This window comes from Pseudomonas sp. SWI36, from assembly GCF_002948105.1.
Taxonomy (GTDB): Bacteria; Pseudomonadota; Gammaproteobacteria; order Pseudomonadales; family Pseudomonadaceae; genus Aquipseudomonas; species Aquipseudomonas alloputida.
In genome coordinates, this window is record NZ_CP026675.1 from 3,591,437 (window position 1) to 3,615,509 (window position 24,073).

Annotated in this window: 23 protein-coding genes; 15 read left to right on the forward strand and 8 right to left on the reverse strand. The window is 62.1% G+C overall.

Features of this window, described 5'->3' with window-relative positions:
* Positions 1-22: 22 nt before the first annotated feature.
* From C4Q27_RS17140 to C4Q27_RS17160, 5 genes are all read right to left on the reverse strand, one after another.
* Positions 23-1,078 (reverse strand): AbrB family transcriptional regulator, encoded by a 1,056-nt coding sequence (locus C4Q27_RS17140; RefSeq protein ID WP_104887109.1) that lies wholly within the window; start codon positions 1,076-1,078, stop codon positions 23-25.
* Entirely contained in the window at positions 1,071-2,585 is a 1,515-nt protein-coding gene (locus C4Q27_RS17145) for a tripartite tricarboxylate transporter permease (RefSeq protein ID WP_012053611.1), read from the reverse strand. The genes C4Q27_RS17140 and C4Q27_RS17145 overlap by 8 nt, the downstream gene beginning before the upstream one ends.
* A 1-nt stretch (position 2,586) precedes the next feature.
* Positions 2,587-3,045, reverse strand: a complete 459-nt coding sequence (locus C4Q27_RS17150) for a tripartite tricarboxylate transporter TctB family protein (protein WP_017147937.1) — start codon at positions 3,043-3,045, stop codon at positions 2,587-2,589.
* 199 nt (positions 3,046-3,244) lie between these two features.
* A complete protein-coding gene (locus C4Q27_RS17155) occupies positions 3,245-4,225 on the reverse strand; it encodes a tripartite tricarboxylate transporter substrate binding protein (protein ID WP_003252023.1) in 981 nt (326 codons plus the stop codon).
* A gap of 46 nt (positions 4,226-4,271) precedes the next feature.
* Positions 4,272-5,561: an OprD family porin gene (locus C4Q27_RS17160; protein WP_104887110.1), complete on the reverse strand. Its 1,290-nt coding sequence runs from the start codon at positions 5,559-5,561 to the stop codon at positions 4,272-4,274.
* A gap of 200 nt (positions 5,562-5,761) precedes the next feature.
* Here C4Q27_RS17160 and C4Q27_RS17165 point away from each other — a divergent pair, with 200 nt between their 5' ends.
* Both C4Q27_RS17165 and C4Q27_RS17170 read left to right on the forward strand, forming a co-directional pair.
* Positions 5,762-6,433 carry a response regulator gene (locus C4Q27_RS17165; protein ID WP_010952527.1) on the forward strand — a complete coding sequence of 224 codons (672 nt, stop codon included), beginning with the start codon at positions 5,762-5,764 and terminating at the stop codon, positions 6,431-6,433.
* Positions 6,426-7,805, forward strand: a complete 1,380-nt coding sequence (locus tag C4Q27_RS17170) for a sensor histidine kinase (RefSeq protein ID WP_064491110.1) — start codon at positions 6,426-6,428, stop codon at positions 7,803-7,805. The genes C4Q27_RS17165 and C4Q27_RS17170 overlap by 8 nt, the downstream gene beginning before the upstream one ends.
* A 66-nt stretch (positions 7,806-7,871) precedes the next feature.
* Here C4Q27_RS17170 and C4Q27_RS17175 read toward each other — a convergent pair whose 3' ends face one another.
* Positions 7,872-8,678: an HDOD domain-containing protein gene (locus C4Q27_RS17175; RefSeq protein WP_028698136.1), complete on the reverse strand. Its 807-nt coding sequence runs from the start codon at positions 8,676-8,678 to the stop codon at positions 7,872-7,874.
* A gap of 55 nt (positions 8,679-8,733) precedes the next feature.
* A complete protein-coding gene (locus tag C4Q27_RS17180) occupies positions 8,734-9,675 on the reverse strand; it encodes a folate-binding protein YgfZ (protein WP_064491111.1) in 942 nt (313 codons plus the stop codon).
* Between the two features lie 133 nt (positions 9,676-9,808).
* Here C4Q27_RS17180 and C4Q27_RS17185 point away from each other — a divergent pair, with 133 nt between their 5' ends.
* The gene (locus C4Q27_RS17185; RefSeq protein WP_003252043.1) at positions 9,809-10,063 is read left to right on the forward strand and encodes a succinate dehydrogenase assembly factor 2; all 255 of its coding nucleotides are present in this window, start codon (positions 9,809-9,811) and stop codon (positions 10,061-10,063) included.
* Entirely contained in the window at positions 10,047-10,505 is a 459-nt protein-coding gene (locus tag C4Q27_RS17190) for a protein YgfX (protein ID WP_064491112.1), read from the forward strand. Before C4Q27_RS17185 ends, C4Q27_RS17190 begins: the two co-directional genes overlap by 17 nt.
* Before the next feature lie 121 nt (positions 10,506-10,626).
* On the opposite strand, the gene nadB is transcribed toward C4Q27_RS17190, so the two are convergent.
* Complete coding sequence (nadB, locus tag C4Q27_RS17195; protein ID WP_064491113.1) at positions 10,627-12,231, reverse strand: L-aspartate oxidase; 1,605 nt, start codon at positions 12,229-12,231, stop codon at positions 10,627-10,629.
* A gap of 434 nt (positions 12,232-12,665) precedes the next feature.
* Between nadB and rpoE the strand changes: the two genes are divergently transcribed.
* The 11 genes from rpoE to pdxJ all read left to right on the forward strand — a co-directional run bounded on the left by rpoE (position 12,666) and on the right by pdxJ (position 24,070).
* Positions 12,666-13,247: an RNA polymerase sigma factor RpoE gene (rpoE, locus tag C4Q27_RS17200; RefSeq protein ID WP_003252049.1), complete on the forward strand. Its 582-nt coding sequence runs from the start codon at positions 12,666-12,668 to the stop codon at positions 13,245-13,247.
* A gap of 33 nt (positions 13,248-13,280) precedes the next feature.
* Positions 13,281-13,871: a sigma-E factor negative regulatory protein gene (locus tag C4Q27_RS17205; protein ID WP_003252050.1), complete on the forward strand. Its 591-nt coding sequence runs from the start codon at positions 13,281-13,283 to the stop codon at positions 13,869-13,871.
* 12 nt (positions 13,872-13,883) lie between these two features.
* Positions 13,884-14,849, forward strand: coding sequence for a MucB/RseB C-terminal domain-containing protein (locus C4Q27_RS17210; protein ID WP_064491114.1), 966 nt, complete (start codon positions 13,884-13,886; stop codon positions 14,847-14,849).
* A gap of 206 nt (positions 14,850-15,055) precedes the next feature.
* On the forward strand, positions 15,056-16,459 hold the full coding sequence (locus C4Q27_RS17215) for a DegQ family serine endoprotease (RefSeq protein WP_371919373.1): 1,404 nt from the start codon (positions 15,056-15,058) through the stop codon (positions 16,457-16,459).
* A gap of 180 nt (positions 16,460-16,639) precedes the next feature.
* The gene (lepA, locus tag C4Q27_RS17220) at positions 16,640-18,439 is read left to right on the forward strand and encodes a translation elongation factor 4 (protein WP_064491116.1); all 1,800 of its coding nucleotides are present in this window, start codon (positions 16,640-16,642) and stop codon (positions 18,437-18,439) included.
* A gap of 5 nt (positions 18,440-18,444) precedes the next feature.
* On the forward strand, positions 18,445-19,299 hold the full coding sequence (gene lepB, locus C4Q27_RS17225) for a signal peptidase I (protein WP_003252057.1): 855 nt from the start codon (positions 18,445-18,447) through the stop codon (positions 19,297-19,299).
* Positions 19,300-19,462: 163 nt separating this feature from the next.
* Positions 19,463-20,152, forward strand: a complete 690-nt coding sequence (gene rnc / locus C4Q27_RS17230; protein ID WP_003252059.1) for a ribonuclease III — start codon at positions 19,463-19,465, stop codon at positions 20,150-20,152.
* Entirely contained in the window at positions 20,145-21,047 is a 903-nt protein-coding gene (era, locus tag C4Q27_RS17235) for a GTPase Era (protein ID WP_003252061.1), read from the forward strand. The genes rnc and era overlap by 8 nt, the downstream gene beginning before the upstream one ends.
* Positions 21,048-21,150: 103 nt before the next feature.
* Positions 21,151-22,505, forward strand: a protein-coding gene (locus C4Q27_RS17240) for an IS3 family transposase (protein WP_098089532.1) whose coding sequence is annotated in 2 segments (ribosomal slippage) — positions 21,151-21,624 and positions 21,627-22,505 — 1,353 coding nt in all. Because the reading frame shifts where the segments join, the coding sequence is not laid out codon by codon here.
* 97 nt (positions 22,506-22,602) lie between these two features.
* Positions 22,603-23,286 carry a DNA repair protein RecO gene (gene recO / locus C4Q27_RS17245; RefSeq protein ID WP_064491117.1) on the forward strand — a complete coding sequence of 228 codons (684 nt, stop codon included), beginning with the start codon at positions 22,603-22,605 and terminating at the stop codon, positions 23,284-23,286.
* 61 nt (positions 23,287-23,347) lie between these two features.
* Complete coding sequence (pdxJ, locus tag C4Q27_RS17250) at positions 23,348-24,070, forward strand: pyridoxine 5'-phosphate synthase (protein WP_371919374.1); 723 nt, start codon at positions 23,348-23,350, stop codon at positions 24,068-24,070.
* Positions 24,071-24,073 lie beyond the last annotated feature (3 nt).

A 24,073-nucleotide genomic window follows, 5' to 3' on the forward strand; every position in this document is an offset into this window, starting at 1 on the left:
CCGGGCATTGGGCAAGTGGTAACTATCTATCTTCAGGGGGCTTGCCGCTTGAATACCTGTTGTCCCACCACCGGAAAAGCGGTTCTGCAAGAAACAACACCAGGATCAGGCGCATCACCTGCAGCGCGGTTACCAGCGGCACTGACAATTGCAACGTTTCGGCCGTGAGGCTCATTTCGGCGATCCCGCCAGGCATCATCCCCAGTGTCAGCGAACGCAAGTCCAGTGCAGTCATCATGCTCAGCACCCACGCGGCACTGGCGGCAATCGCCATGCACAACGCCGTGGCCATCAAGGTGCGTCCCAGGAACGACGGTGCGCGGCGGAAGAACGCGCGGTTGAAGTGGCAGGCCAGGCCGCTGCCGATGAGCCACTGGCCGATCTGGCTGGCGCCGTTGGGCAGGGCGATCTGCAGGTTGCCGGCCAGGCTGACCGTAGCCGCGACCAGCAATGGCCCGAACAGCCATGGATTGGGCTGGCGCAAGCGCTGCCAGAGCAAGGCAACGGCAACGCCCAAGGGCGCAATCAACGCCAGCCAGCCCCAGCTCACGCTACCGGTGTGGTTCAGTGGTACCCCGTCACCCAGCAGAAACTTGAACAGCGCCGGCACGCACAGCACCACTGCCAGCACACGCAAGCTTTGCGCTGCCGCCACCTGGCTGAGCACCGCGCCATTGCGCGCCCCAAGGTTGACCATCTCTCCCGAACCGCCCGGCATGCTGGCAAAGAACGCGGTGGCGCGGTCTTCGCCGGTTCGCCGCAGCAGCCATACGCTGATCACGCTGGACAGGGTGGTGAACAACGCACCGAAGAAAATCAGCGCGAAATGGCTGGCCACCTGCTCGATCACCGCGGGGGTGAAGTGCAGGCCAATACCGATGCCGATGATCCACTGCCCACACTTGCGGCCGTTGGGGATTTCCGAAAGCTGCCAACGCGTCAGGCAGCGCACCAGGATGATCGCCAGCAATGAACCGACCATCCATGGCAAAGGCCAGCCGACCTTGCTGGCGGCAAAACCGCCAGCAAGGCCGACCAGCCCGGTCGCGACGAACAATGGCAACGACCGATCAGGCATCGGCCAGGGCCCGGCGCTGCAGGCTGCGTTTGCGCCAGATGCGCAGCAGCGGCAGGGCGAGCATCAGCACTACCAGCGCCCAGACGCCCATGCTGATCGGGCTGGACCAGAGGATGCCCAGTTCACCGTTGGAGATCGACAGCGCCCGACGCAGGTTCTGCTCCATCAGCCCGCCGAGGATGAAGCCCAGCAGAATCGGCGACAGAGGGAAGTCCAGCTTGCGCAGGATGTAGCCCATGATGCCGATACCGACCATGAGGAACAGGTCGAAGGTGGTGGCATGCACGGCGTACACACCGATCGCGGTGATGATGGCGATCACCGGCACCAGCGCCCAGTTTGGCACGGCGAGGATGCGGGTGAAGATGCGGATCATCGGGATGTTGAGGATCACCAGCATGATGTTGGCGACGAACAGCGAGGCGATCAGGCCCCAGACGATATCTGGCTGCTGTTCGAACAGCAGTGGGCCAGGGGTGATGTTGTACAGGGTCAGGGCGCCGATCATCACGGCCGTGGTGCCAGAGCCCGGTACGCCCAGGGTCAGCATCGGGACCAGGGCGCCACAGCAGGACGCACCAATGGCAGTTTCCGGGGCTGCCAGGCCACGGGCATCGCCTTTGCCGAACTTGCCGCTTTCCCCGGCCATGCGTTTCTCGGTCATGTAGGCCACGGCGCTGGCCAGCGTTGCGCCGGCGCCGGGTAGAACACCCATGATGAAACCGAGCAGGCCGCAACGGATGTTGACCAGGAACACCGAGGCCGCTTCCTTGAAGTTGAATAGCATACGGCCGGTAGCCTTGACCGCCTGGTGGCCATGGTGGGTCTTTTCCAGCAGCAGGAGGATTTCGCTGATGGAGAACAGGCCCAGCACGAGGACCACGAACTGAATGCCGTCGGCCAGGTGCACGCTGTCACCGGTGAAGCGGTACACGCCGCTGTTGGCGTCGATGCCGACCGCCGACAGGAACAGGCCGATGAGAGCGGCAATGAAGGTTTTCAGTGGTTTGTCACCGGCCATGCCACCCAACGCGACGATGGCGAACACCATCAGCACAAAGTACTCCGCCGGGCCGAAGGCGATGGCCCATTTCGCCAGCAGCGGGGCGAACAGCACCATGCCGCAGGTGGCGATCAAGGCACCGATGAACGAGCTCCAGGCCGACAGCGACAGCGCGACGCCTGCCAGTCCTTGGCGAGCCATCGGGTAGCCGTCCAGGGTTGTCATCACGGTCGAGGCTTCGCCCGGGATGTTCAGCAGGATCGAGCTGATACGCCCGCCATATTCGCAGCCCAGGTACACCGCCGCCAGCAGGATCAGCGCCGATTCCGGCGGCAGGCCGAGGGCAAAGGCGATGGGGATCAGCAGGGCCACGCCATTGATCGGGCCCAGGCCCGGCAGCAGGCCGACCACGGTGCCGATCAAGGTGCCGGAGAGGGCGGTGACCAGGTTGTAAGGGGACAGGGCAATGCCGAAGCCCTGGCCCAGGTAGCTCAAGGTATCCATGTCAGTTCTCCAGTACGCTCAGCAGGCCAAGGGGCAGTGGCACGTCCATCACACGGTCGAACAGCCAGTAGAGGAAAATGCTCATGCCGGCCACCACAATGGCGCTTTGCAGCCAGCGGCCACCGTACAGCCGAGCCATGGGCAGGCCGACCAGGATGGCGCTGAGGATGAAGCCGAGCGCTTCGAAAGTGGCGGCGAAGACGATCAGCAGGCCGACACAGGCGGTGATCTTGATCAGGGTCTCGCGGTCCAGTTCCGGTTCGTCATCCTTGCGCACGATGGGCGTTGGGCGGAACACCAGGTACAGCAGGCCCAGCCCCATCAGGCCGAGCACCAGCAGCGGGTAAGCGCGCGGGCCCACCGGTTCATAGGAAAATGCAGCCTGATAGGGCCAGGCCATCACGGCCAGGGCGGCACACACCGCCAGCAGGGCCAGGGCGAAAATGCGTTGAAGGATCATTGGGGAATCCTCGTTGGGATTGCTCAAGTGAGATGCAAATCCTGTGGGAGCGGCCTTGTGTCGCGACCGGGCGCGAAGCGGCCGCTAAACCTGCCGATGCGATCTGTCCGAAGCATCGTATCGGCTGTGCCAGGGGCCGCTTCGCGCCCGATCGCGACACAAGGCCGCTCCCACAGGGGTGGTGGTGAGTTCGACAGGCTTACTGGATCAGGCCGAATTCCTTGGCCAGTGCCTTGTAGTCAGCCACTTGCTTCTTCACATAGCCGTCCAGCTCTTCGCCGGTCATGGCGAACGGGAACAGCTCGCGCTGGTCTCGCAGCTTGGCGAAGTCCTCGGAGGCCAGCATCTTGTCGAACGAGGCCTTCCACCAGGCGTAGTCCTCGTCGCTCACTTTTGGCCCCAGGTAGAAACCGCGCACCACCGGCCAGACGATGTCGTAGCCCTGCTCCTTGGCAGTAGGGATGTCTTTCATTTCCGGCTCGTCCAGGCGGTTTTCAGAGAACACCGCGAGGATGCGCATGTTGCCGCTCTGGATGTGCGGCATGGAGTCGGAAATGTCGGTAGAGCCGACCTGGATATGGCCGCCCAGCAATGCCGTGGCGATTTCGCCGCCGCCCTCCAGGGCCACGTAGCGCAGGTCGCGCGGGTTTATGCCTGCGGCCTTGGCGATCAACGCGGTCTGCATCCAGTCCTGGCTGCCGACGGTACCGCCGGAACCGATCACGACCTTGCTCGGGTCTTTCTTCAGCGCTGCGACCAGGTCATCAAGGGTCTTGTAGGGCGAGTCGCTCTTCACCGCGATGGCACCGTAGCTGGTGCCGACGGCAGCCAGCCATTTCACTGCGTTTTCGTCAAAACGGCCGAATTTGCCCTGAGCCAGATTAAGCAGCGAGCCGCTGGACCAGGCCACCAGCGTGCCGGCGTCTGCCGGGCGCTGGGCGACCACGGCGTTGTACGCGACCGCGCCGACACCGCCGGGCATGTAGGTGACGCGCATCGGCTTGCTGAGGATTTTTTCTTGTACCAGTGCGCTTTGCACCAGCTTGCAGGTCAGGTCGAAGCCACCGCCAGGGGAGGCGGGTGCGATGCATTCGGGGCGTTTCGGTTCTGCAGCGAGGGCGTTGCCGGCCAACAGCAGGCAGCCGGTAGCGAGGACGAGGCGGCGCAGTGAAAAGGTCATCGTCGATCTCCGTGAGCGTTGTTGTTATTGGATTACCGCTATGGGGTTACCACAGCGCCACGCTGTAGCTGACCAACAGCCTCACTTCATCCGCGTCACGGGCGAAGTTGGAGCGGAAGGTGGCGTTGCGCAGGCGCACGGCGACGTTCTTCAACGGGCCGCTTTGTACCACGTACTTCAGTTCGGTGTTGCGTTCCCACTCTTTGCCTTCGCCACCGGCAGCACGGCTGACGTTGTCACCGCTGATGTAACGGGTCATGAAGGTCAGGCCCGGTACGCCGAGCGCGGCGAAGTTGTAGTCGTAGCGCGCCTGCCAGGAGCGTTCGTCGGCACCGGCGAAGTCGTTGATCTGGACGAAGTTGACCAGGTACGGGTCGGCGCCATCCACATACGGGAAGGCACTTTCGCCAGACAGCTGCTGCCAGGCGGCGCTGACCTTGTGCCCGCCCAGGGCATAGCTGAGCATGCCGTTGACGGTGGTGTTGTCGATGTTGCCGGCCTTGGCTGCACCGGCGTCGTCGCTGATGGCAAGGCGCAGGTCGGCACCCAAGGTGCCCGGGCCCCATGGCTGGGTGGCGACCATGCCGATGAAGTGCTGGCGGTAAATATCGTCGAGCTGGGCGAAGTGGTAGCTGCCGGTGATGCGGTCGGTGAACTTGTAGTCGAGCCCGCCCAGGGCCAGGTTGTCAGCGCTGAAGGTGCCACCGAAGCGGCCGTTCTTGTTGTTCAGCGCCAGGTCTTCCCAGTTGGTGTCGTTGCGGTCCTTGGCCTTGTCCAGGCGGCCACCGGTGAAGGTCAGGCCCTTGATCTCTTTGGAGGTAAGCAGGCCGCCCTCGAAAGTTTGCGGCAGGATACGCCCGTCGTTGGGCTGCAGGGTCGGCAGCTCGGGAATCAGGGTGCCGATCTTGAGTTCAGTCTGGGAGATCTTCACCTTGCCGGTCAGGCCCAGCTTGGAGTACTCGTCGGCAGCCTTGCCGTCATCGTGGGTGGGCAGCAGGCCGCTGTCGGTACGGTCGGGGCTGGAGTCGAGCTTGATGCCGAGCATGCCCAACGCGTCCAGGCCAAAGCCCACGGTGCCATCGGTGTAGCCAGACTCGAAATTGAGGATGAAGCCCTGGGCCCATTCATCGCGCTTGGATTGCTGCGCGCTGGTGCCGTCGCGGAAGTCGCGGTTGAAGTACATGTTGCGGGTTTCGAAGGTGGCCGTGCTGTCTTCGAAGAAGGCGGCCTGGCTCATCGGGGCGACACCGGCAAGCGCGAGGGCGCTGGCGATGGCCGAGGGGCGAGCGATAAAGGAACGGGTAGGCGCGAACGCCTGCGGCTGCGATGACAGCATCGTCGATGACTCCGTTTATTGTTCTTATTCGTTGCACCTTGCTGGTGCTTTTTTCGGCGCGAAGGGCGACCGTGGTGCGATGCTAGGCAACGAACCTTTCGCTAACCTTTCAGCGTGAAAGGTTTGTCACGAGGGGCTTCACAGGCGTTGTGACAGCGGTACACTCCGCGCCACCGTCCCACCCGAGCAGGGAGAATCCGATGCGTGTGCTACTGGTCGAAGACCACCTGCAACTGGCCGAAAGCGTGGCCCTGGCCTTGAAAAGCCATGGCCTGACCGTGGATGTGCTGCATGACGGCGTGGCTGCCGACCTGGCGCTGGCCAGTGAGGAATACGCCGTGGCCGTGCTGGATGTCGGCCTGCCGCGCATGGACGGCTTTGAGGTACTGGCGCGCTTGCGAGGTCGTGGCAAGACCTTGCCGGTGCTGATGCTGACTGCGCGCAGTGACGTCAAGGACCGGGTCCATGGCCTGAACCTGGGCGCCGACGATTATCTGGCCAAGCCGTTTGAGCTGACCGAGCTGGAGGCGCGGGTCAAGGCCTTGCTGCGCCGCAGTGTGCTCGGTGGCGAGCGCCAGCAACGCTGTGGGCCGCTGGTGTATGACCTGGACACCCGGCGCTTCACCCTCGGTGACGACAACCTGACGCTGACCTCGCGCGAGCAGAGCGTGCTGGAAGCGCTGATCGCTCGCCCGGGCCGGGTGATGAGCAAGGAACAGCTGGCTGCCCAGGTGTTTGGCCTGGACGAAGAGGCCAGCCCTGACGCCATCGAAATCTACATTCACCGGCTGCGCAAGAAGCTCGACGGGCACCCTGTGGCCATCGTCACTTTCCGCGGTCTGGGCTATTTGCTTGAGCACCGCGATGCGTGACAACGGCAGCCTGCGCGGGCGCTTGCTGGGTAATTTGGCGCTGTTGCTGGTGGTGCTGATGCTGGCCAGCGGCCTTAGTGCCTACTGGAATGGCCGCGAGGCCGCCGACACCGCCTACGACCGCACCCTGCTGGCTTCGGCGAGAACCATCGCTGCAGGCCTGTCGCAGCGCGATGGTTCGTTGAGCGCGGATGTGCCTTACGTGGCGCTGGACACGTTCGCCTATGACAGTGCGGGGCGCATTTACTATCAGGTGCTGGATATCCAGCAAAGGCTGATTTCTGGCTACGAGAACCTGCCGCCACCGCCGCCTGGCACGCCGCGCACCGATGACTATCCGGCATTGGCACGGTTCTACAACGCCACTTACCTGGGCCAGGACGTTCGTGTGGTCAGCCTGCTGAAGCCGGTCAGCGAGCCGAACATGAACGGCATGGCAGAGATTCGCGTAGCCGAAACCGAAGAAGCGCGGGTGCGCATGGCCCGAGGGTTGATGGCCGATACCCTGCTGCGCCTGGGCATGCTGGCACTGGGGGCGTTGGTGATGGTGTGGTTTGCCGTGAGTGCCGCGTTGCGGCCGTTGGAGCGCCTGCGCACAGCGGTGGAAGAACGCCAGCCGGACGACTTGCGAGCGTTGCCGGTGGTGCAGGTACAGCGCGAGCTGGGCCCGCTGGTGCGCGCCTTGAACCACTTTACCGAGCGCTTGCGCGGCCAGTTCGAGCGCCAGGCGCAGTTCATTGCCGACGCGGCCCACGAACTGCGAACGCCGCTGGCGGCGTTGAAGGCACGGGTCGAGTTGGGCTTGCGCTCGGCCGAGCCGCAGGAGTGGCGGCAGACCTTGGAGTCGGCAGCCCAGGGCACCGACAGGCTGACCCACCTGGCCAACCAGCTGTTGTCCCTGGCGCGGGTCGAGAATGGCGCACGGGCGATTGCCGAAGGCGGTGCGCAGCGTCTGGACTTGAGTCAGTTGGCCCGCGAGCTGGGCATGGCCATGGCGCCTTTGGCGCACAAGCGCGGGGTGGCGCTGGCGCTGGAGGCCGAGGCGCCGGTGTGGCTGAAGGGGGAGCCGACATTGCTCAACGAGTTGTTGAGCAACCTGGTGGACAATGCCTTGGCGCATACGCCAGCGGGTGGCAATGTGATTTTGCGGGTAATGGCGCCGGCAGTGCTGGAAGTGGAAGACGACGGGCCAGGTATTCCCGTGGCCGAGCGCGAACGGGTGTTCGAGCGGTTCTACCGGCGAAGTGCGCAGGGCAGTGGGTTAGGGCTGGCGATCGTTGGCGAGATCTGTCGGGCGCACCTGGCGCAGGTGAGCCTGCATGATGGCGAGAAGGGCGGGTTGCGGGTGCGGGTGAGCTTTATCGCGGATTGAAGGTTTGCCTGTGTCGCCCCTTTCACGGGCTCACCCGCGAAAGGGGGCGACACAGGCTGCTACAGCTCAGCGCAACATGCTCCGCGCCTCCAGCAGTTCATCGACCTCCAGCTCGGTGCCAAACGGCAACCCCAGATGGCGGTACGCCGGCAGCGCAGCCAATGGCCGGTGACGCCCGCGCTGACTGATGCAGCGGGCGATCTGCACGATGTCGATGTAATCGATCTTGTCAGTCTGGCGGTCCAGGTCATGAACCTGGCTCGGCAGGTGGACCAACTGCTCCGGAAACTCCCAGGCCTTGAGGATCTTGTCCCCCAGCACCGGCTGGAGTTGCTCGATCACGTAATGCAGGCAAACCGGGTCGGACAACAGTTCGTTGTGCTCTTCGGCATAGATGAGTACCGGCAGCGCGCCAATCTGGTTGACCAGCCCACCCAAGGTGGCCTGGTCAGGCTTGAGAGGTGTGAAGCGGCGGCAGATTTCGTAGCTGATGCCCGCCACTTCCAGGCTACTGGCCCAGATATCGCGCAGTTTCTGCTCCACTGCCGGCGAGCGGGCATGGAAAATCTGCTCGATCACCAGGCCGATGGCCAGGTTGCAGCTGTAATTGATGCCTAGCCGCGTGATGGCGGTATGCAGGTCGGTCACCTCGACCGCAGCACGCAGCAATGGGCTGTTGACGACCTTGATCAGGCGCGCTGACAGGGCCGCGTCGCGGCCGATCACCTTGCTCAGGGCCGCTACGCTGATCTCGCTGTCTTCCGCTGCCTCGCGGATGCTCAAGGCAACCTCGGGCAGGGTTGGCAGGACCAGGTCATCCTTTTCGATGGCGTCGAGCAATTGTGCTTGAACCAACTCGGCCAGCTTGTTCATGGGCATGTCTACCGCAGTGGTGGTGCGGCCCCGCCACAGGGGTGGGGCAGGCTGGTCAGCGCTGGATTTCCCGGTCGCGGTCCAGTTCGTAAGGCAGGGTCAGCACCTGCAGGCGCGGGCCTTCGAGGCTGCCCAAGTGCAGGTTGCCGTCTTCCACCGCCTCGGCGCTGAGCACCGCGAGCAGTTCGCAGCCCGTGCCGTTGCCGGCAGCAATGACCACTTCGCCGACCGACGACCCATGGGTGGGCGAGAAAATCTCGGCGCCAGGGGCCGGAATGGCCTGCTGGTCCAGGGCCAGGCGGTACTGGCGGCGCTTGAGTTTGCCCAGGTACTGCATGCGGGCGACGATTTCCTGGCCGGTGTAGCAGCCTTTCTTGAAGCTGACGCCGTCGACGGCCTGCAGGTTGATCATCTGCGGGATGAACAGCTCACGGGTTGGGCCCATGACCTGGCCGATACCAGCGCGAATCTGCCCCAGCAGCCAATCGTTGACACTGCCTTCGGGCAGCGCTGCGGCAAGGGCCTGGCGCACAGGCTCGGCGTCAGCCGCCGGCACCCACAACTCGACCCGGCCGGCGGACACGGCGATCGCGATCAGCCCGTCATGGCGCACGGTGCTACCGGCGGCGGCGGGCACGACAAGCCCCAGCGCCTGCAGTGCAGCGTCGCCACCTTGCAGGCCGAAGCGTGCCCATGCGCTGCTTTCGTCGGTCAGCGTGGCCTTGGAGAACACGGCGTACTTTTTCAGGTCGGCCAGTTGCGCGTCGAGCAGTTCACTGGCCATGGCCAGCAAGTAGCCGTTGCCTTCGGGCACTATGCGGAAGCTCGACTGCATGCGTCCCTTGACCATGCAGCGGGCGCCGAGGCTTGCGTATTCCTGGCTGAGGTAGTTGATGTTGCAGGTCAGCTGGCCTTGCAGGAACTTGCCTGCATCGGAGCCGCGGACGGCGAGGATGCCCTCGTGGGACAGGGGGCAGAAGAAAGCGGAATCGGCCATGGGTCATCGCGGTGGCTAAAGACTGGCGGCCATCATAGAACGCCGGTAACAAAATAGGTAGGTGACTAGACCAACGCCCGGTGTCGCTTCGCGCGCCTGGCTGTATACTGGCGGCCCATTCGAGGAGGGCCCCATGGTCGAACAAACTGAACTCAACCGGCTTTTCTGGCACAGCCGCCGCGGCATGCTGGAACTGGACGTACTGCTGGTGCCTTTCACCCAGGAAGTCTACCCCACCCTCAATGAGACCGACCGTGAACTGTACGTGCGTCTCTTGAGCTGCGAGGATCAGGACATGTTCGGCTGGTTCATGGAGCGCACCGAGTCCGAAGACCCGGAACTGCAGCGCATGGTCCGCATCATTCTGGACCGTGTCCAGCCCAAGTGAGTGCTTCGAGTGCCGTTGGCAAGGCTCGCGCCTGCTGCTGACGGCCTACCTCGCTTGTCAGGTACTGGCGTGGCTTGCCGTGTGGGCGAGCCCGCTGCCCGGGTGGATGGCCTTTTTTGTTGTCGCCGCCTGTACGGCCCACGCTGGCTGGGCCATTCCCCGACGTATCCTGTTGACCCATGAGCATGCTGTTGTCGGCCTGCGCCGTGATGTACGGGGCTGGCAGGTGTTCAGCCGTGCCTGTGGGTGGCAGTCAGTGCGCTTGTGCCGGGACAGCGTGGCGTTGCCACGGCTGGTGGTTTTGCGCTTTGAGCGGGTGGGGCGTTGGCTGGGGGAAAGCCAGTGTATACCTCAGGATGCGCTAGGGGCTGACGAGCATCGGCGCTTGCGGGTGCGGTTGAAGTTCAGCCGGCGGCGCTGGGCTGCGGTGAGCCGGGCATAGATCGAGACCGGGTTAGCTTTTTCGCGGGCTCGCCCGCTCCCACAGGTCCAACTGCGCAATCCTGCAAGGCAGTCAAATTCCTGTGGGAGGGGGCGAGCCCGCGAAGGCCGCGACGCCGTTTTCAGAGCGGGCTGAGGATAGTGTCCTTGGCCTCGTCCAGCATCCCTGGATAGTCCAGTGTGTAATGCAACCCTCGGCTTTCCTTGCGCTGCATGGCGGACAGGATCATCAGCTCGGCCACTTGCGCCAGGTTGCGCAGCTCGATCAGGTCACGGCTGACCTTGTAGTTGCTGTAGAACTCGTCGATTTCATCCAGCAGCAGGCGAATGCGGTGCTGGGCTCGCTGCAGGCGCTTGCTGGTGCGCACGATGCCGACGTAGTCCCACATGAAGCGCCGCAGTTCGTCCCAGTTGTGCGCAATGATCACGTCCTCGTCCGAGTCGGTCACCTGGCTGGCGTCCCAGCCGGGCAAGGCCTTGGGCATGGCCACTTGCTCCAGGTGTGCCTGGATGTCGGCAGCGGCGGCGCGACCGTACACAAAACATTCCAGCAGCGAGTTGCTGGCCATGCGGTTGGCGCCGTGCAGGCCGGTGAAACTGGTTTCGCCGATGGCATACAGGCCAGGCACATCGGTGTGGCCGCAGTCGTCGACCATCACGCCGCCGCAGGTGTAATGCGCCGCCGGCACCACCGGGATCGGCTGGCGGGTGATATCGATGCCAAAGGCCAGGCAGCGCTCGTACACGGTGGGGAAGTGGCTCTTGATGAAATCTGCAGGCTTGTGAGTGATGTCCAGGTATACGCAGTCCACGCCCAGGCGCTTCATCTCGTGGTCGATGGCGCGGGCCACGATGTCCCTTGGGGCCAGCTCTTCGCGTGGGTCGAAGCGTGGCATGAAGCGTTCGCCGTTGGGCAGGCGCAGCAGGGCGCCCTCGCCGCGCAGGGCTTCGGTGATCAGGAAACTCTTGGCCTGCGGGTGATACAGGCAGGTCGGGTGGAACTGGTTGAACTCCAGGTTCGCCACCCGGCAGCCGGCCCGCCAGGCCATGGCGATACCGTCGCCGCAGGCACCATCGGGGTTGCTGGTGTAGAGATAGACCTTGGCCGCACCGCCAGTGGCCAGCACGGTGAAGCGCGCGCCGAAGGTGTCTACCTCGCCGGTGTTGCGGTCGAGCACGTAGGCGCCCAGGCAGCGTTCGCCGGGCAGGCCCAGGCGGCGTTCAGTGATCAGGTCGACCGCCACCCGCTGCTCCAGCAGCTGGATGTTCGGGCGCTGGCGAGCCTGTTCCAGCAGCGTGGTGAAGATTGCCGCGCCGGTAGCGTCGGCGGCGTGGATGATGCGCCGGTGGCTATGGCCCCCTTCACGGGTGAGGTGGAACTCGAAGCCGCCATCGTCGACGCTGTAGTGCTCATCGCGGGTGAAGGGCACGCCTTGTTCGATCAGCCACTGGATCGCTTCGCGGCTGTGCTCGACGGTAAAGCGCACTGCGTCTTCATGGCACAGCCCGCCGCCGGCATTGAGGGTGTCCTCGACATGCGACTGCACAGTATCGGTGTTGTCCAGCACTGCAGCGACGCCGCCCTGGGCCCAGAAGGTCGAGCCGTTGGCCAGGTCGCCCTTGCTCAACACGGCAACGCGAAGGTGGCTGGGGAGGTTAAGTGCCAGGCTGAGACCGGCGGCACCGCTGCCGATCACCAGGACATCATGTTGGAATTGTTGGCTCATGTCGGGACACTAGTAATCTTTGGGAGGGGCACGGCACAATGGTCACGCGCGGATGGCATTGTGAAACTATCGTTAAACGTGTCGGGATGCCTTTATAGCAGCCCCGGGTGGCCAATTTCCATGCTACCTGCCAGGTTGCGACAACCTTTGTGGGAACTTTCCGACATGGCCGGAAATCCTATGAAGGCTGCCCGTACGCCACAATTTGCCGCGGCGACGCAGGGCGGCAGGCCTTTCCAGGCTTACCCCTGTGTATTTGAAACCTGATTATCGACGTAGCCGGCCGTGACCGCGCCGCGTCTTCCGTGCAAGCCGACCAAGGGCTGCAGGAAACTTGCTTGGAGGGGAGAACTTTTGCGCAAAGCCCGAGTCTATGGTTGCAAGCCTGAACGATGGCTGATGCAACGCTCCTTCGAGTTCACTGAGGAGTGTTCATGCTAACCCAGGAAGAGGATCAGCAGCTTGTCGAGCGCGTTCAGCGCGGCGACAGGCGAGCTTTCGATCTGTTGGTGCTGAAGTATCAGCACAAGATTCTCGGGTTGATCGTGCGGTTTGTCCACGATACCCACGAGGCCCAGGATGTAGCACAGGAAGCCTTCATCAAGGCCTACCGTGCGCTTGGCAACTTCCGCGGCGACAGTGCGTTCTATACGTGGCTGTACCGCATCGCCATCAACACGGCGAAGAACTACCTGGTGTCCCGTGGAAGACGGCCGCCAGACAGTGATGTGAGCTCCGAGGATGCGGAGTTTTACGACGGCGATCATGGTCTCAAGGATCTCGAGTCCCCAGAGCGCTCGTTGTTGCGGGATGAAATCGAAGGCACTGTCCATCGCACCATCCAGCAACTGCCCGAAGACCTGCGTACGGCATTGACGCTACGCGAGTTCGACGGGCTGAGTTACGAAGACATTGCCAGTGTCATGCAATGTCCGGTGGGTACCGTGCGCTCTCGAATCTTCCGCGCTCGGGAGGCCATAGATAAAGCCCTGCAGCCGTTGTTGCAGGAAACCTGAGACAGCGGCGACAGCGCCAAGAGAGGAACCGCCATGAGTCGTGAAGCTTTGCAGGAATCGCTGTCCGCGGTGATGGATAACGAAGCGGATGAACTGGAACTGCGTCGGGTGTTGAACGCCGTCGACGACGCCGAAACCCGTGCCACCTGGTCGCGTTACCAGGTTGCCCGTGCAGCCATGCACAAGGAGCTGCTGCTGCCTAACCTGGATATCGCCTCTGCGGTGTCCGCGGCGCTGGCTGACGAAGCCGTGCCAGCCAAGGTCAAGAAAGGCCCTTGGCGCAGCATTGGCCGTCTGGCGGTAGCCGCCTCGGTTACTGTCGCGGTACTGGCCGGTGTGCGTATGTACAACCAGGACGAGATCACGGGTGCAGAGCTTGCTGCCCAGCAGCCTGTCCAGCAGGGCCTGAGTGTGCCACAAGCGCAAGGCCCGGCCGTTTTGGCAGGCTATAGTGAGAGCAGTGAGCAACCGACCGGGCCAATGGCCAATGGCGTGCTGCAGAACCAGGCCGGCTGGGATCAGCGTCTGCCAGGCTACCTGCGCCAGCATGCCCAGGAATCTGCGCTCAAGGGCACTGAAACCGCATTGCCGTATGCCCGCGCCGCCAGCCTGGAAAACCGTTAAGTAAGGAGGATCATGCGCGCGCTACCTCTCTTGTCGCTGCTGATTGGCAGCTGCATGACGGTGCCAGCATTGGCGGCCAATTCTTCGCCTGAGGCGAGTGAGTGGCTGAACAAGCTGGCACAGGCCGAGCAAAAACAGAGCTATCAAGGGTCGTTCGTCTACGAACGCAACGGCAGTTTCTCCTCCCACGACATCTGGCACAGGGTCGACGGCGGTAAAGTCAGCGAGCGGCTGTTGCAGCTTGATGGCGCCGCCCAGGAAATCGTGCGCGTGGATGGCAAGGTGGAGTGTGTCAGCGGGGCCTTGGCCAGCGGTGTCACGGCGCCGCCGGATACCGCACCGCGTGTGCTTGATCCGCTGAAACTGATGGGTTGGTACGATTTGAGTGTGGCAGGCAAGTCACGGGTCGCCGGGCGCGATGCCGTGATCATTACGCTTACGCCACGCGACCAGCATCGCTATGCGTTCGAATTGCACCTGGACCGTCACTCGGGTTTGCCGCTGCGTTCGTTGATGCTCAACGACAAGGGGCAGTTGCTGGAACGCTTCCAGATGACCCGTCTCGACACCGATGAAATACCCAGCGACGCAGACTTGCGCCCAGGTGCTGCCTGCAAGCCAGTGCAGCATGTGGCAGCCGGCAGCAATGATACCGTCGCGGGTTGGCGTTCGGACTGGCTGCCACCCGGTTTCGAGCTGGTCAACAGCTCGGTACGCCGTGATCCCAAGCACAACAGTTCGGTCAGCAGCCTGATGTATGACGACGGCCTGGCGCGTTTTTCGGTGTTCATCGAGCAAGTGAGCGATGATGGCGGCACCGACATGCGCACCCAGCTGGGCCCGACCTCGGCAGTCTCGCGTCGCCTGAATACACCCAAGGGCAAAGTGATGGTGACCGTGGTTGGCGAAATTCCGCTGGGTACGGCAGAACGCGTCGCCCTGTCGATGCGCCCCCAGGATGCCCAGGCGCGCCAGTAATGGCACGCTTTTGCGTGCCGAGCCAAGGCAGGTGGGCATACGCCTGAAATGAAATTAAAGCATTGTCATTTGCAATCCATCGGCAAATTTTCTATAGGTCAGGCTTTGAAGAGCCTGGCCTTTTCTGCGTTGTGCAGGGGTCTTTCCAAACTACCGCTCGTTGTGACGGGAGTCGTATGTCAATACCACGCTTGAAATCCTACCTAATGATGTTCGCTGCTGTGCTGATGCTCGGCCAAGTAGTCGCCGCCCAGGCCGAGGAAGCCCTGCCGGACTTCACCACCCTGGTGGAGCAGGCTTCGCCGGCGGTGGTCAACATCAGTACCAAGCAGAAGCTGCCTGACCGCCGGATCGCCGCAAACCAGATGCCGGATCTGGAAGGCCTGCCGCCGATGTTCCGCGAGTTCTTCGAGCGCAACATGCCCCAGCAGCCCCGTTCGCCGCGCGGCGACCGCCAGCGCGAGGCGCAGTCGCTGGGCTCGGGCTTCATCATCTCCAGTGATGGCTACGTGCTCACCAATAACCATGTAGTGGCCGATGCCGACGAGATCATCGTCCGCCTGTCGGACCGCAGCGAACTGCAGGCCAAGCTGGTCGGCACCGACCCGCGTACTGACGTGGCGCTGCTGAAAGTCGAGGGCAAGAACCTGCCGACGGTGAAGCTGGGTGACTCCGAGAAGCTCAAGGTGGGCGAGTGGGTACTGGCCATCGGTTCGCCGTTCGGCTTCGACCATTCGGTGACCAAAGGTATCGTCAGCGCCAAGGGCCGGACCCTGCCCAATGACACCTACGTACCGTTCATCCAGACCGACGTGGCCATCAACCCGGGTAACTCCGGCGGCCCGCTGTTCAACATGAAAGGCGAAGTGGTGGGGATCAACTCGCAGATCTTCACCCGTTCTGGCGGTTTCATGGGCCTGTCGTTCGCCATCCCGATCGATGTGGCGATCGATGTCTCCAACCAGCTGAAGAAAGACGGCAAGGTCAGCCGCGGCTGGCTGGGCGTGGTGATTCAGGAGGTCAACAAGGACCTGGCTGAATCGTTCGGCCTGGACAAGCCGGCGGGCGCCCTGGTGGCCCAGGTACTGGAAAACGGCCCGGCAGCCAAAGGCGGCCTGCAGGTGGGCGACGTGATCCTCAGCATGAACGGCCAGCCAATCGTCATGTCGGCCGATCTGCCGCACCTGGTAGGCGGCCTCAAGGATGGCGAGAAGGCCAAGCTGGAAATCATTCGCAATGGCAAGCGCCAGAACCTGGACATCAGCGTCGGCGCGCTGCCGGATGACGACGTTGACATTGGCGCTGGCACCGAAGGCAGCGCCGAGCGCAGCAGCAACCGCCTGGGTGTATCGGTCGCCGACCTGACCGCCGAGCAGAAAAAATCCCTGGAGCTCAAAGGTGGCGTGGTCATCAAGGAAGTGCAGGATGGCCCGGCAGCCATGATCGGCTTGCGCCCGGGTGATGTCATCAGCCATCTGAACAACCAGGCCATCGGTTCGGCGAAGGAATTCACCGAAATCGCCAAGGAACTGCCGAAGAACCGTTCCGTGTCGATGCGCGTGCTGCGTCAGGGCCGTGCCAGCTTCATCACCTTCAAGCTTGCTGAATAAGCGGTTTCGCAAGGCGAAAGGGCAGCTTCGGCTGCCCTTTTTCATGAATATTCACAATTGCCGGAATGATTGCTGTGTACAGTCGGACAGAGGAATCTCCCATAACCCAGCAGCTTAAGGTACAATTCCCGGCTATTTTTCGGCGGGCGTCCGGCTCGCAGCCTTTTCGAGTGTTGACCCGTGAGTGATTTGAGTCATATCCGCAATTTCTCCATCATCGCCCACATCGACCATGGCAAGTCGACGCTGGCTGACCGTTTCATCCAGATGTGCGGTGGCCTGTCGGCGCGCGAGATGGAAGCCCAGGTGCTCGATTCCATGGACCTGGAGCGTGAGCGCGGTATCACCATCAAGGCCCACAGCGTCACGCTTCACTACAAGGCGCAGGACGGCAAGACCTACCAGCTGAACTTCATCGATACCCCCGGCCACGTCGACTTCACCTACGAAGTCTCGCGCTCGCTGGCGGCCTGTGAGGGGGCACTGCTGGTGGTCGACGCCGGCCAGGGCGTGGAGGCCCAGTCCGTAGCCAACTGCTACACCGCCATCGAGCAGGGCCTGGAGGTCATGCCGGTCCTGAACAAGATGGACCTGCCCCAGGCCGATCCGGACCGCGTCAAGGACGAAATCGAGAAGATCATCGGTATCGACGCCACCGACGCCGTCGCCTGCAGCGCCAAGAGCGGCATGGGCGTTGACGAGGTGCTCGAGCGCCTGGTGCACACCATTCCCGCGCCGGAAGGTGAGATCGAAGCACCGCTGCAAGCGCTGATCATCGACTCCTGGTTCGACAATTACCTGGGCGTGGTCTCGCTGGTGCGCGTGCGCCAGGGCCGCGTCAAGAAAGGCGACAAGATCCTGGTCAAGTCCACCGGCAAGGTGCACCTGGTCGACAGCGTCGGTGTCTTCACCCCGAAACACACCCAGACTGCCGATCTGAAAGCCGGCGAAGTAGGCTTCATCATCGCCAGCATCAAGGACATCCACGGTGCCCCGGTTGGTGACACCCTGACCCTGTCCTCGACCCCTGAGGTCGAGGTGTTGCCAGGCTTCAAGAAGATTCAGCCGCAGGTCTATGCCGGCCTGTTCCCGGTCAGTTCCGACGACTTCGAGGATTTCCGCGACGCTCTGCAGAAGCTGACCCTGAACGACTCCTCGCTGCAGTACATGCCGGAAAGCTCCGACGCGCTGGGCTTTGGCTTCCGTTGCGGTTTCCTGGGCATGTTGCACATGGAGATCATCCAGGAGCGCCTGGAGCGCGAATACGACCTGGACCTGATCACCACCGCACCCAGCGTGATCTACGAGCTGGAGTTGAAAACCGGCGAAACCATCGTCGTCGACAACCCGTCCAAGCTGCCGGACGTCTCGGCTGTAGCCGACTTCCGCGAGCCGATCGTCACCGCGACCATCCTGGTTCCGCAGGAGCACCTGGGCAACGTCATCACCCTGTGCATCGAGAAGCGTGGCGTACAGCGCGACATGCAGTTCCTCGGCAGCCAGGTGCAGGTGCGTTACGACATGCCGATGAACGAAGTGGTGCTCGATTTCTTCGACCGCCTCAAATCCACCAGCCGCGGCTATGCTTCGCTGGATTATCATTTCGATCGCTACCAGTCGGCCAACCTGGTCAAGCTGGACGTGCTGATCAACGGCGACAAGGTCGATGCCCTGGCATTGATCGTGCACCGCGACAACGCGGCCTACAAAGGCCGTGCGTTGACCGAGAAGATGAAGGAACTGATCCCTCGGCAGATGTTCGACGTAGCGATCCAGGCAGCCATTGGCGGCCAGATCATTGCGCGGACAACCGTCAAGGCGCTCAGAAAGAACGTACTGGCCAAGTGCTACGGTGGTGACGTCAGCCGTAAGAAGAAGCTGCTGGAGAAGCAGAAGGCCGGTAAGAAACGCATGAAACAGGTGGGCAACGTGGAAATTCCACAAGAAGCCTTCCTCGCCGTGCTCAGGTTGGATAGCTAGGTCCTATGTCGCTAAATTTCCCGCTGTTGCTGGTCATCGCCGTCTTCATCTGCGGTCTGCTGGGCTTGATCGACCTGCTGTTCCTGGCCCCGCGCCGGCGTGCGGCAATCGCCAACTATCAGGGCAGCGTCAGCCAGCCTGAGATGGCGGTGGTCGAACGGCTGAACAAGGAGCCGTTGCTGGTCGAGTACGGCAAGTCGTTCTTTCCGGTGCTGTTCATCGTGCTGGTGCTGCGTTCGTTCCTGGTCGAGCCGTTCCAGATCCCTTCGGGATCGATGAAACCGACCCTGGAAGTGGGCGACTTCATCCTGGTGAACAAATTCTCGTACGGCATTCGCCTGCCGGTGATCGACAAGAAGGTCATCGAGGTCGGTGACCCGCAACGCGGGGATGTGATGGTGTTCCGCTACCCGAGCGACCCGAATGTCAACTACATCAAGCGTGTGGTTGGCCTGCCGGGCGACGTGGTCCGCTACACCAACGACAAGCGGCTGTTCGTCAACGGCCAGCCCGTTGCCGAACAACTGGTGGGCAGCGAGCCGGGTACCCTGGGCAGTGCTCAGCTGTACAAGGAAAAGCTCGGCGCGGCCGAACACCTGATCCGCAAGGAAATGAGCCGTTATCGCATGCCGCCGGACCAGCAGTGGACCGTACCTGCGGGCCATTACTTCATGATGGGCGACAACCGCGACAACTCCAACGATAGCCGTTTCTGGGATGACCCGAACATTCCCAAGGAACTGCACGGCATGGTTCCGGACCGGAACATTGTCGGCAAGGCCTTCGCGGTGTGGATGAGCTGGCCAGAGCCCAAACTCAGCCACTTGCCCAACCTGTCGCGGGTTGGCCTGATCCATTGATACCCATCGGCGCTGTCCAGCAGACAGCGCCGAATGCATTTCTGACATAGGCTGTGTTCTCAGGGATCGGGAGATTCGCCGCAAATCGATCGGCGGACCACAGCCAAACAGTCTTTCAGGATGTTGATTTGAACAACGCGTTGAACAACGATCGGGTGGCCGCATGAGTGCTTCCCTTGCCGGTCTGGAGCGAAAGCTCGGTTACACCTTCAAGAACCAGGACCAGATGCTCCTGGCACTGACCCATCGCAGTTACGCCGGGCGCAACAATGAGCGCCTGGAGTTCCTCGGTGACGCCATTCTCAACTTCGTTGCCGGCGAAGCGCTGTTCGAGCGTTTTCCGCAGGCCCGCGAAGGCCAGTTGTCGCGGCTGCGTGCGCGGTTGGTCAAGGGTGAGACCCTGGCCCGTCTGGCCCGTGGTTTTGACCTGGGCGATTACCTGCGCCTGGGTTCCGGAGAACTCAAGAGCGGCGGCTTTCGCCGCGAGTCGATCCTGGCCGACGCCCTGGAGGCACTGATTGGTGCCATCTATCTGGACGCCGACATGGACACCGCCCGGGAGCGCATCCTGGCCTGGCTGGCCGATGAGTTCGAAGGCCTGACACTGGTCGACACCAATAAAGATCCGAAAACCCGCCTGCAAGAGTTCCTGCAGTCGCGCAGCTGTGAGCTGCCGCGTTACGAAGTCGTGGATATCCAGGGTGAACCACACTGCCGGACCTTCTTCGTCGAATGCGAAGTGGTACTGCTGAACAACAAGAGCCGTGGTCAAGGCGTTAGCCGGCGTATTGCCGAGCAAGTCGCCGCCGCGTCTGCACTGATCGCCCTGGGCGTGGAGAATGGCAATGACTGATAGCAACCCGACCCGCTGCGGCTACGTAGCCATTGTCGGCCGTCCCAACGTCGGCAAGTCGACCCTGCTCAACCACATCCTGGGCCAGAAGCTGGCGATTACCTCGCGCAAGCCGCAGACCACCCGCCACAACATGCTCGGCATCAAGACCGAAGGTGATGTGCAGGCCATCTACGTCGATACCCCCGGTATGCACAAGGCCAACGACAAGGCCCTGAACCGTTACATGAACCGCAACGCCTCGGCGGCCCTCAAGGACGTCGACGTGGTTATCTTCGTGGTTGACCGTACCAAGTGGACCGACGAGGACCAACTGGTTCTGGAGCGCGTGCAGTATGTCACCGGCCCGCTGATCATCGCGGTCAACAAGACCGACCGCATGGAAGAGAAAGCCGAGCTGATCCCGCACCTGCAGTGGCTGCAAGAGCAACTGCCGAACGCCGAGGTGATGCCGATTTCCGCACAGCAGGGGCACAACCTTGAAGCGCTGGAAGCACAGATCGCCAAGCACCTGCCCGAGAACGATCATTTCTTCCCCGAAGACCAGATCACCGACCGTAGCAGCCGCTTCCTGGCCGCTGAACTGGTGCGCGAGAAGATCATGCGTCAGCTGGGTGCGGAGTTGCCGTACCAGATCACCGTGGAGATCGAGGAATTCAAGCAGCAAGGCCATGTGCTGCACATTCATGCGTTGATCCTGGTTGAACGCGATGGCCAGAAGAAAATCATCATTGGTGACAAGGGCGAGCGCATCAAGCGCATCGGTTCCGAGGCGCGCAAGGACATGGAAGTGCTGTTCGATTCCAAGGTCATGCTCAACCTGTGGGTCAAGGTAAAGGGCGGCTGGTCCGACGACGAGCGCGCCCTGCGTTCGCTGGGCTACGGCGACCTGTAATTACCTGACCGGTCGGTTATTCCTGTGGGAGCGGGCTTGCCCGCGAATGCGATAGTGGACTGCCCCCAAGAAGTTGGACACCAATCCAACCCTTGGGGGATCTATGGGTAAGTACACCGAGCAATTCAAGCTCACAGCGATCACAGCCTACCTGGATGGCAGCAACGGTTTCCGAAAGGTGGCTCAACACTTAGGTATCGATTTCAGCCTGCTTCGACGCTGGGTGGCCAGTTATCAGGCCAATAATGGCATTGGTCCAGGCTCGCATGGGCGGCGCTATACCAGTGATTTCAAACAGCAGGTGCTTAGCTATATGCACGAGCATCGGCTTTCGCTGCGCCAGACCGCTGCCCACTTTGGTCTTGGGCAGTCCTCTCAGATAGGCATTTGGCAGCGGCAGTACTACAGTGGCAGTCCTGCACCCTCTACTGCCATCAAGCCAAGAAAGCCAATCGACGTGTCGAAGAAGATCAAGCCTGCCAAACCCACCGATACCAATGATGATCAGAAGTCTCGAGATCAGCTGATGGCTGAACTTGAGTACCTGCGCATGGAGAATGCTGTCCTAAAGGAGCTCAAGGCTCTGCGCGAGGAAAAGGAACGAACACGCGGGAAAAAGTCCTGATCGTTTCCAAACTCAAGCGCAGGTTTCCTTTGCCTGACCTCCTTCAGTTGGTCGAGCTGGCGCGCAGCACCTTCTACTACCAGCTCAAAGCTCAGCAGAAGCCAGACCGACATGCTGAGCTCAAGGCATTGGTGCATCGCGTCTATCACGAGCAGAAACGGCTTTATGGTTATCGCCGTATCGCACTCGTAATCAGGAAGGAAAAGCGGGTGAACAAGAAGGTCATTGAACGGCTGATGGCTGAGCAGGGATTGAAATCAGTAGTGCGCCCCAAGAAATATCGCTCCTATCGAGGTACCGTCGGCAAAGTGGCAGCGAATGTACTGGAGCGAAATTTTGTCGCTCAACGCCCAAACCAGAAGTGGGTGACTGACGTAACCGAGTTCAAAGTAGCTCAACAGAAGCTCTATCTGTCGCCCGTGATGGATTTGTACAACGGCGAAATCGTGGCCTACGAAATGGCCAGCCGCCCGTGCTATAGCCTGGTTGGGAACATGCTTGGCAAAGCGCTCGATTGCCTGGGAGAGAAACCGAAGCTCGTGCTGCATTCGGATCAGGGATGGCATTACCAGCAGGCGCAATACCGCCGTAAGCTAAGCGAATGCGGGGTAAAGCAGAGCATGTCCCGAAAAGGCAATTGCCTGGACAACGCGGCCATGGAAAGCTTCTTCGGCACGCTGAAATCTGAGTTTTTCTACCTGAAGCGTTTCGAGAGCATTGATGAGCTGAGAGCGGGTCTGGATGAGTACATTCACTACTACAACCATGATCGCATCAAGCTGAGGCTCAATGGCCTGAGCCCTGTGGAGTACAGGGCTCAGGCTGCAGCTTAAAACTGTCCAACTTTTGGGGGGCAGTCCATAGTGGGTTCACTGACGCTTTCGCGGGCACGCCCGCTCCCACACGTACATCAGGCCCCAGAGATAGTGCATGGACCAACCCGCCCCCCAGCCAGCCTACGTGCTGCACAGCCGTGCCTACAAGGAAACCAGCGCGCTGGTGGACTTTTTCACCCCGCAGGGCCGCATGCGTGCCGTGTTGCGTCGCGCGCGCAGTAAGGGCGGCAGCCTGGTGCGGCCGTTCGTGTCGCTGGAGGTGGAACTGCGTGGGCGTGGCGAGCTGAAGAATGTCAGCCGCATGGACAGCACCGGCATCGCCGCCTGGCTTCACGGCGATGCGCTGTTCAGCGGGCTGTACCTCAATGAGCTGCTGATGCGCCTGTTGCCTGCCGAAGCGCCGTTCCCGGCCCTGTTCGAGCACTACACCTTGACCTTGCAGGCACTGAGCGCCGGTCGACCGCTGGAACCCCTGTTGCGCTCGTTCGAATGGCGGCTGCTGGACGAACTCGGTTATGCGTTTTCCTTGCACCATGACGTCAACGAGCAGCCCATTGCCGCCGATGGCCTGTACCGCTTGCGCGTTGACGCCGGTCTGGAGCGGGTTGAGCTGGCGCAGCCCGGCCTGTTCCGTGGCACCGAACTGCTGGCCCTGGCCCAAACCGACTGGGATGCCCCTGGCGCCTTGCTTGCCGCGAAGCGGCTGATGCGCCAGGCACTGGCAGTTCACCTGGGGGCAAAACCGCTGGTCAGCCGGGAACTGTTTCGCAAGCGCTGATCAGGACGTATGCTGTTGGGCTCAATCCTCAGGAGAGCCTTTCGTGACTCACAGCAACCGCATGCTTCTTGGCGTCAACATCGACCACGTGGCGACCCTGCGCCAAGCCCGTGGCACGCGCTACCCTGACCCGGTCAAGGCTGCCCTGGACGCCGAGGAAGCAGGCGCCGATGGCATCACCGTGCACCTGCGCGAAGACCGCCGGCACATCCAGGAGCGTGACGTCGTGCTGCTCAAGGATGTACTGCAGACCCGCATGAACTTCGAGATGGGCGTCACCGAAGAGATGATGGCCTTTGCCGAAAAGATTCGGCCGGCGCACATCTGCCTGGTACCCGAAACCCGTCAGGAGCTGACCACCGAAGGTGGCCTGGACGTGGCAGGGCAGGAAGCGCGGATCAAGGCTGCAGTGGAACGGCTGGCACGTACCGGTGCCGAGGTGTCGCTGTTCATCGACGCCGACGAGCGGCAGATCGAGGCCTCGCGTCGGGTCGGCGCACCGGCCATCGAGCTGCACACCGGCCGTTATGCCGATGCCGAAACCCCCACCGATGTGGCTGAAGAGCTCAAGCGTATCGTCGAGGGTGTGGCGTTTGGCGTGGGCCACGGGCTGATCGTCAATGCGGGTCACGGGCTGCACTACCACAACGTCGAGGCGGTGGCGGCGATCAAGGGTATCAATGAACTGAACATTGGCCATGCGCTGGTGGCCCATGCCCTGTTTGTCGGCTTCAAGGCTGCTGTGGCCGAGATGAAGGCGCTGATCGTGGCGGCTTCGCGCTGATTT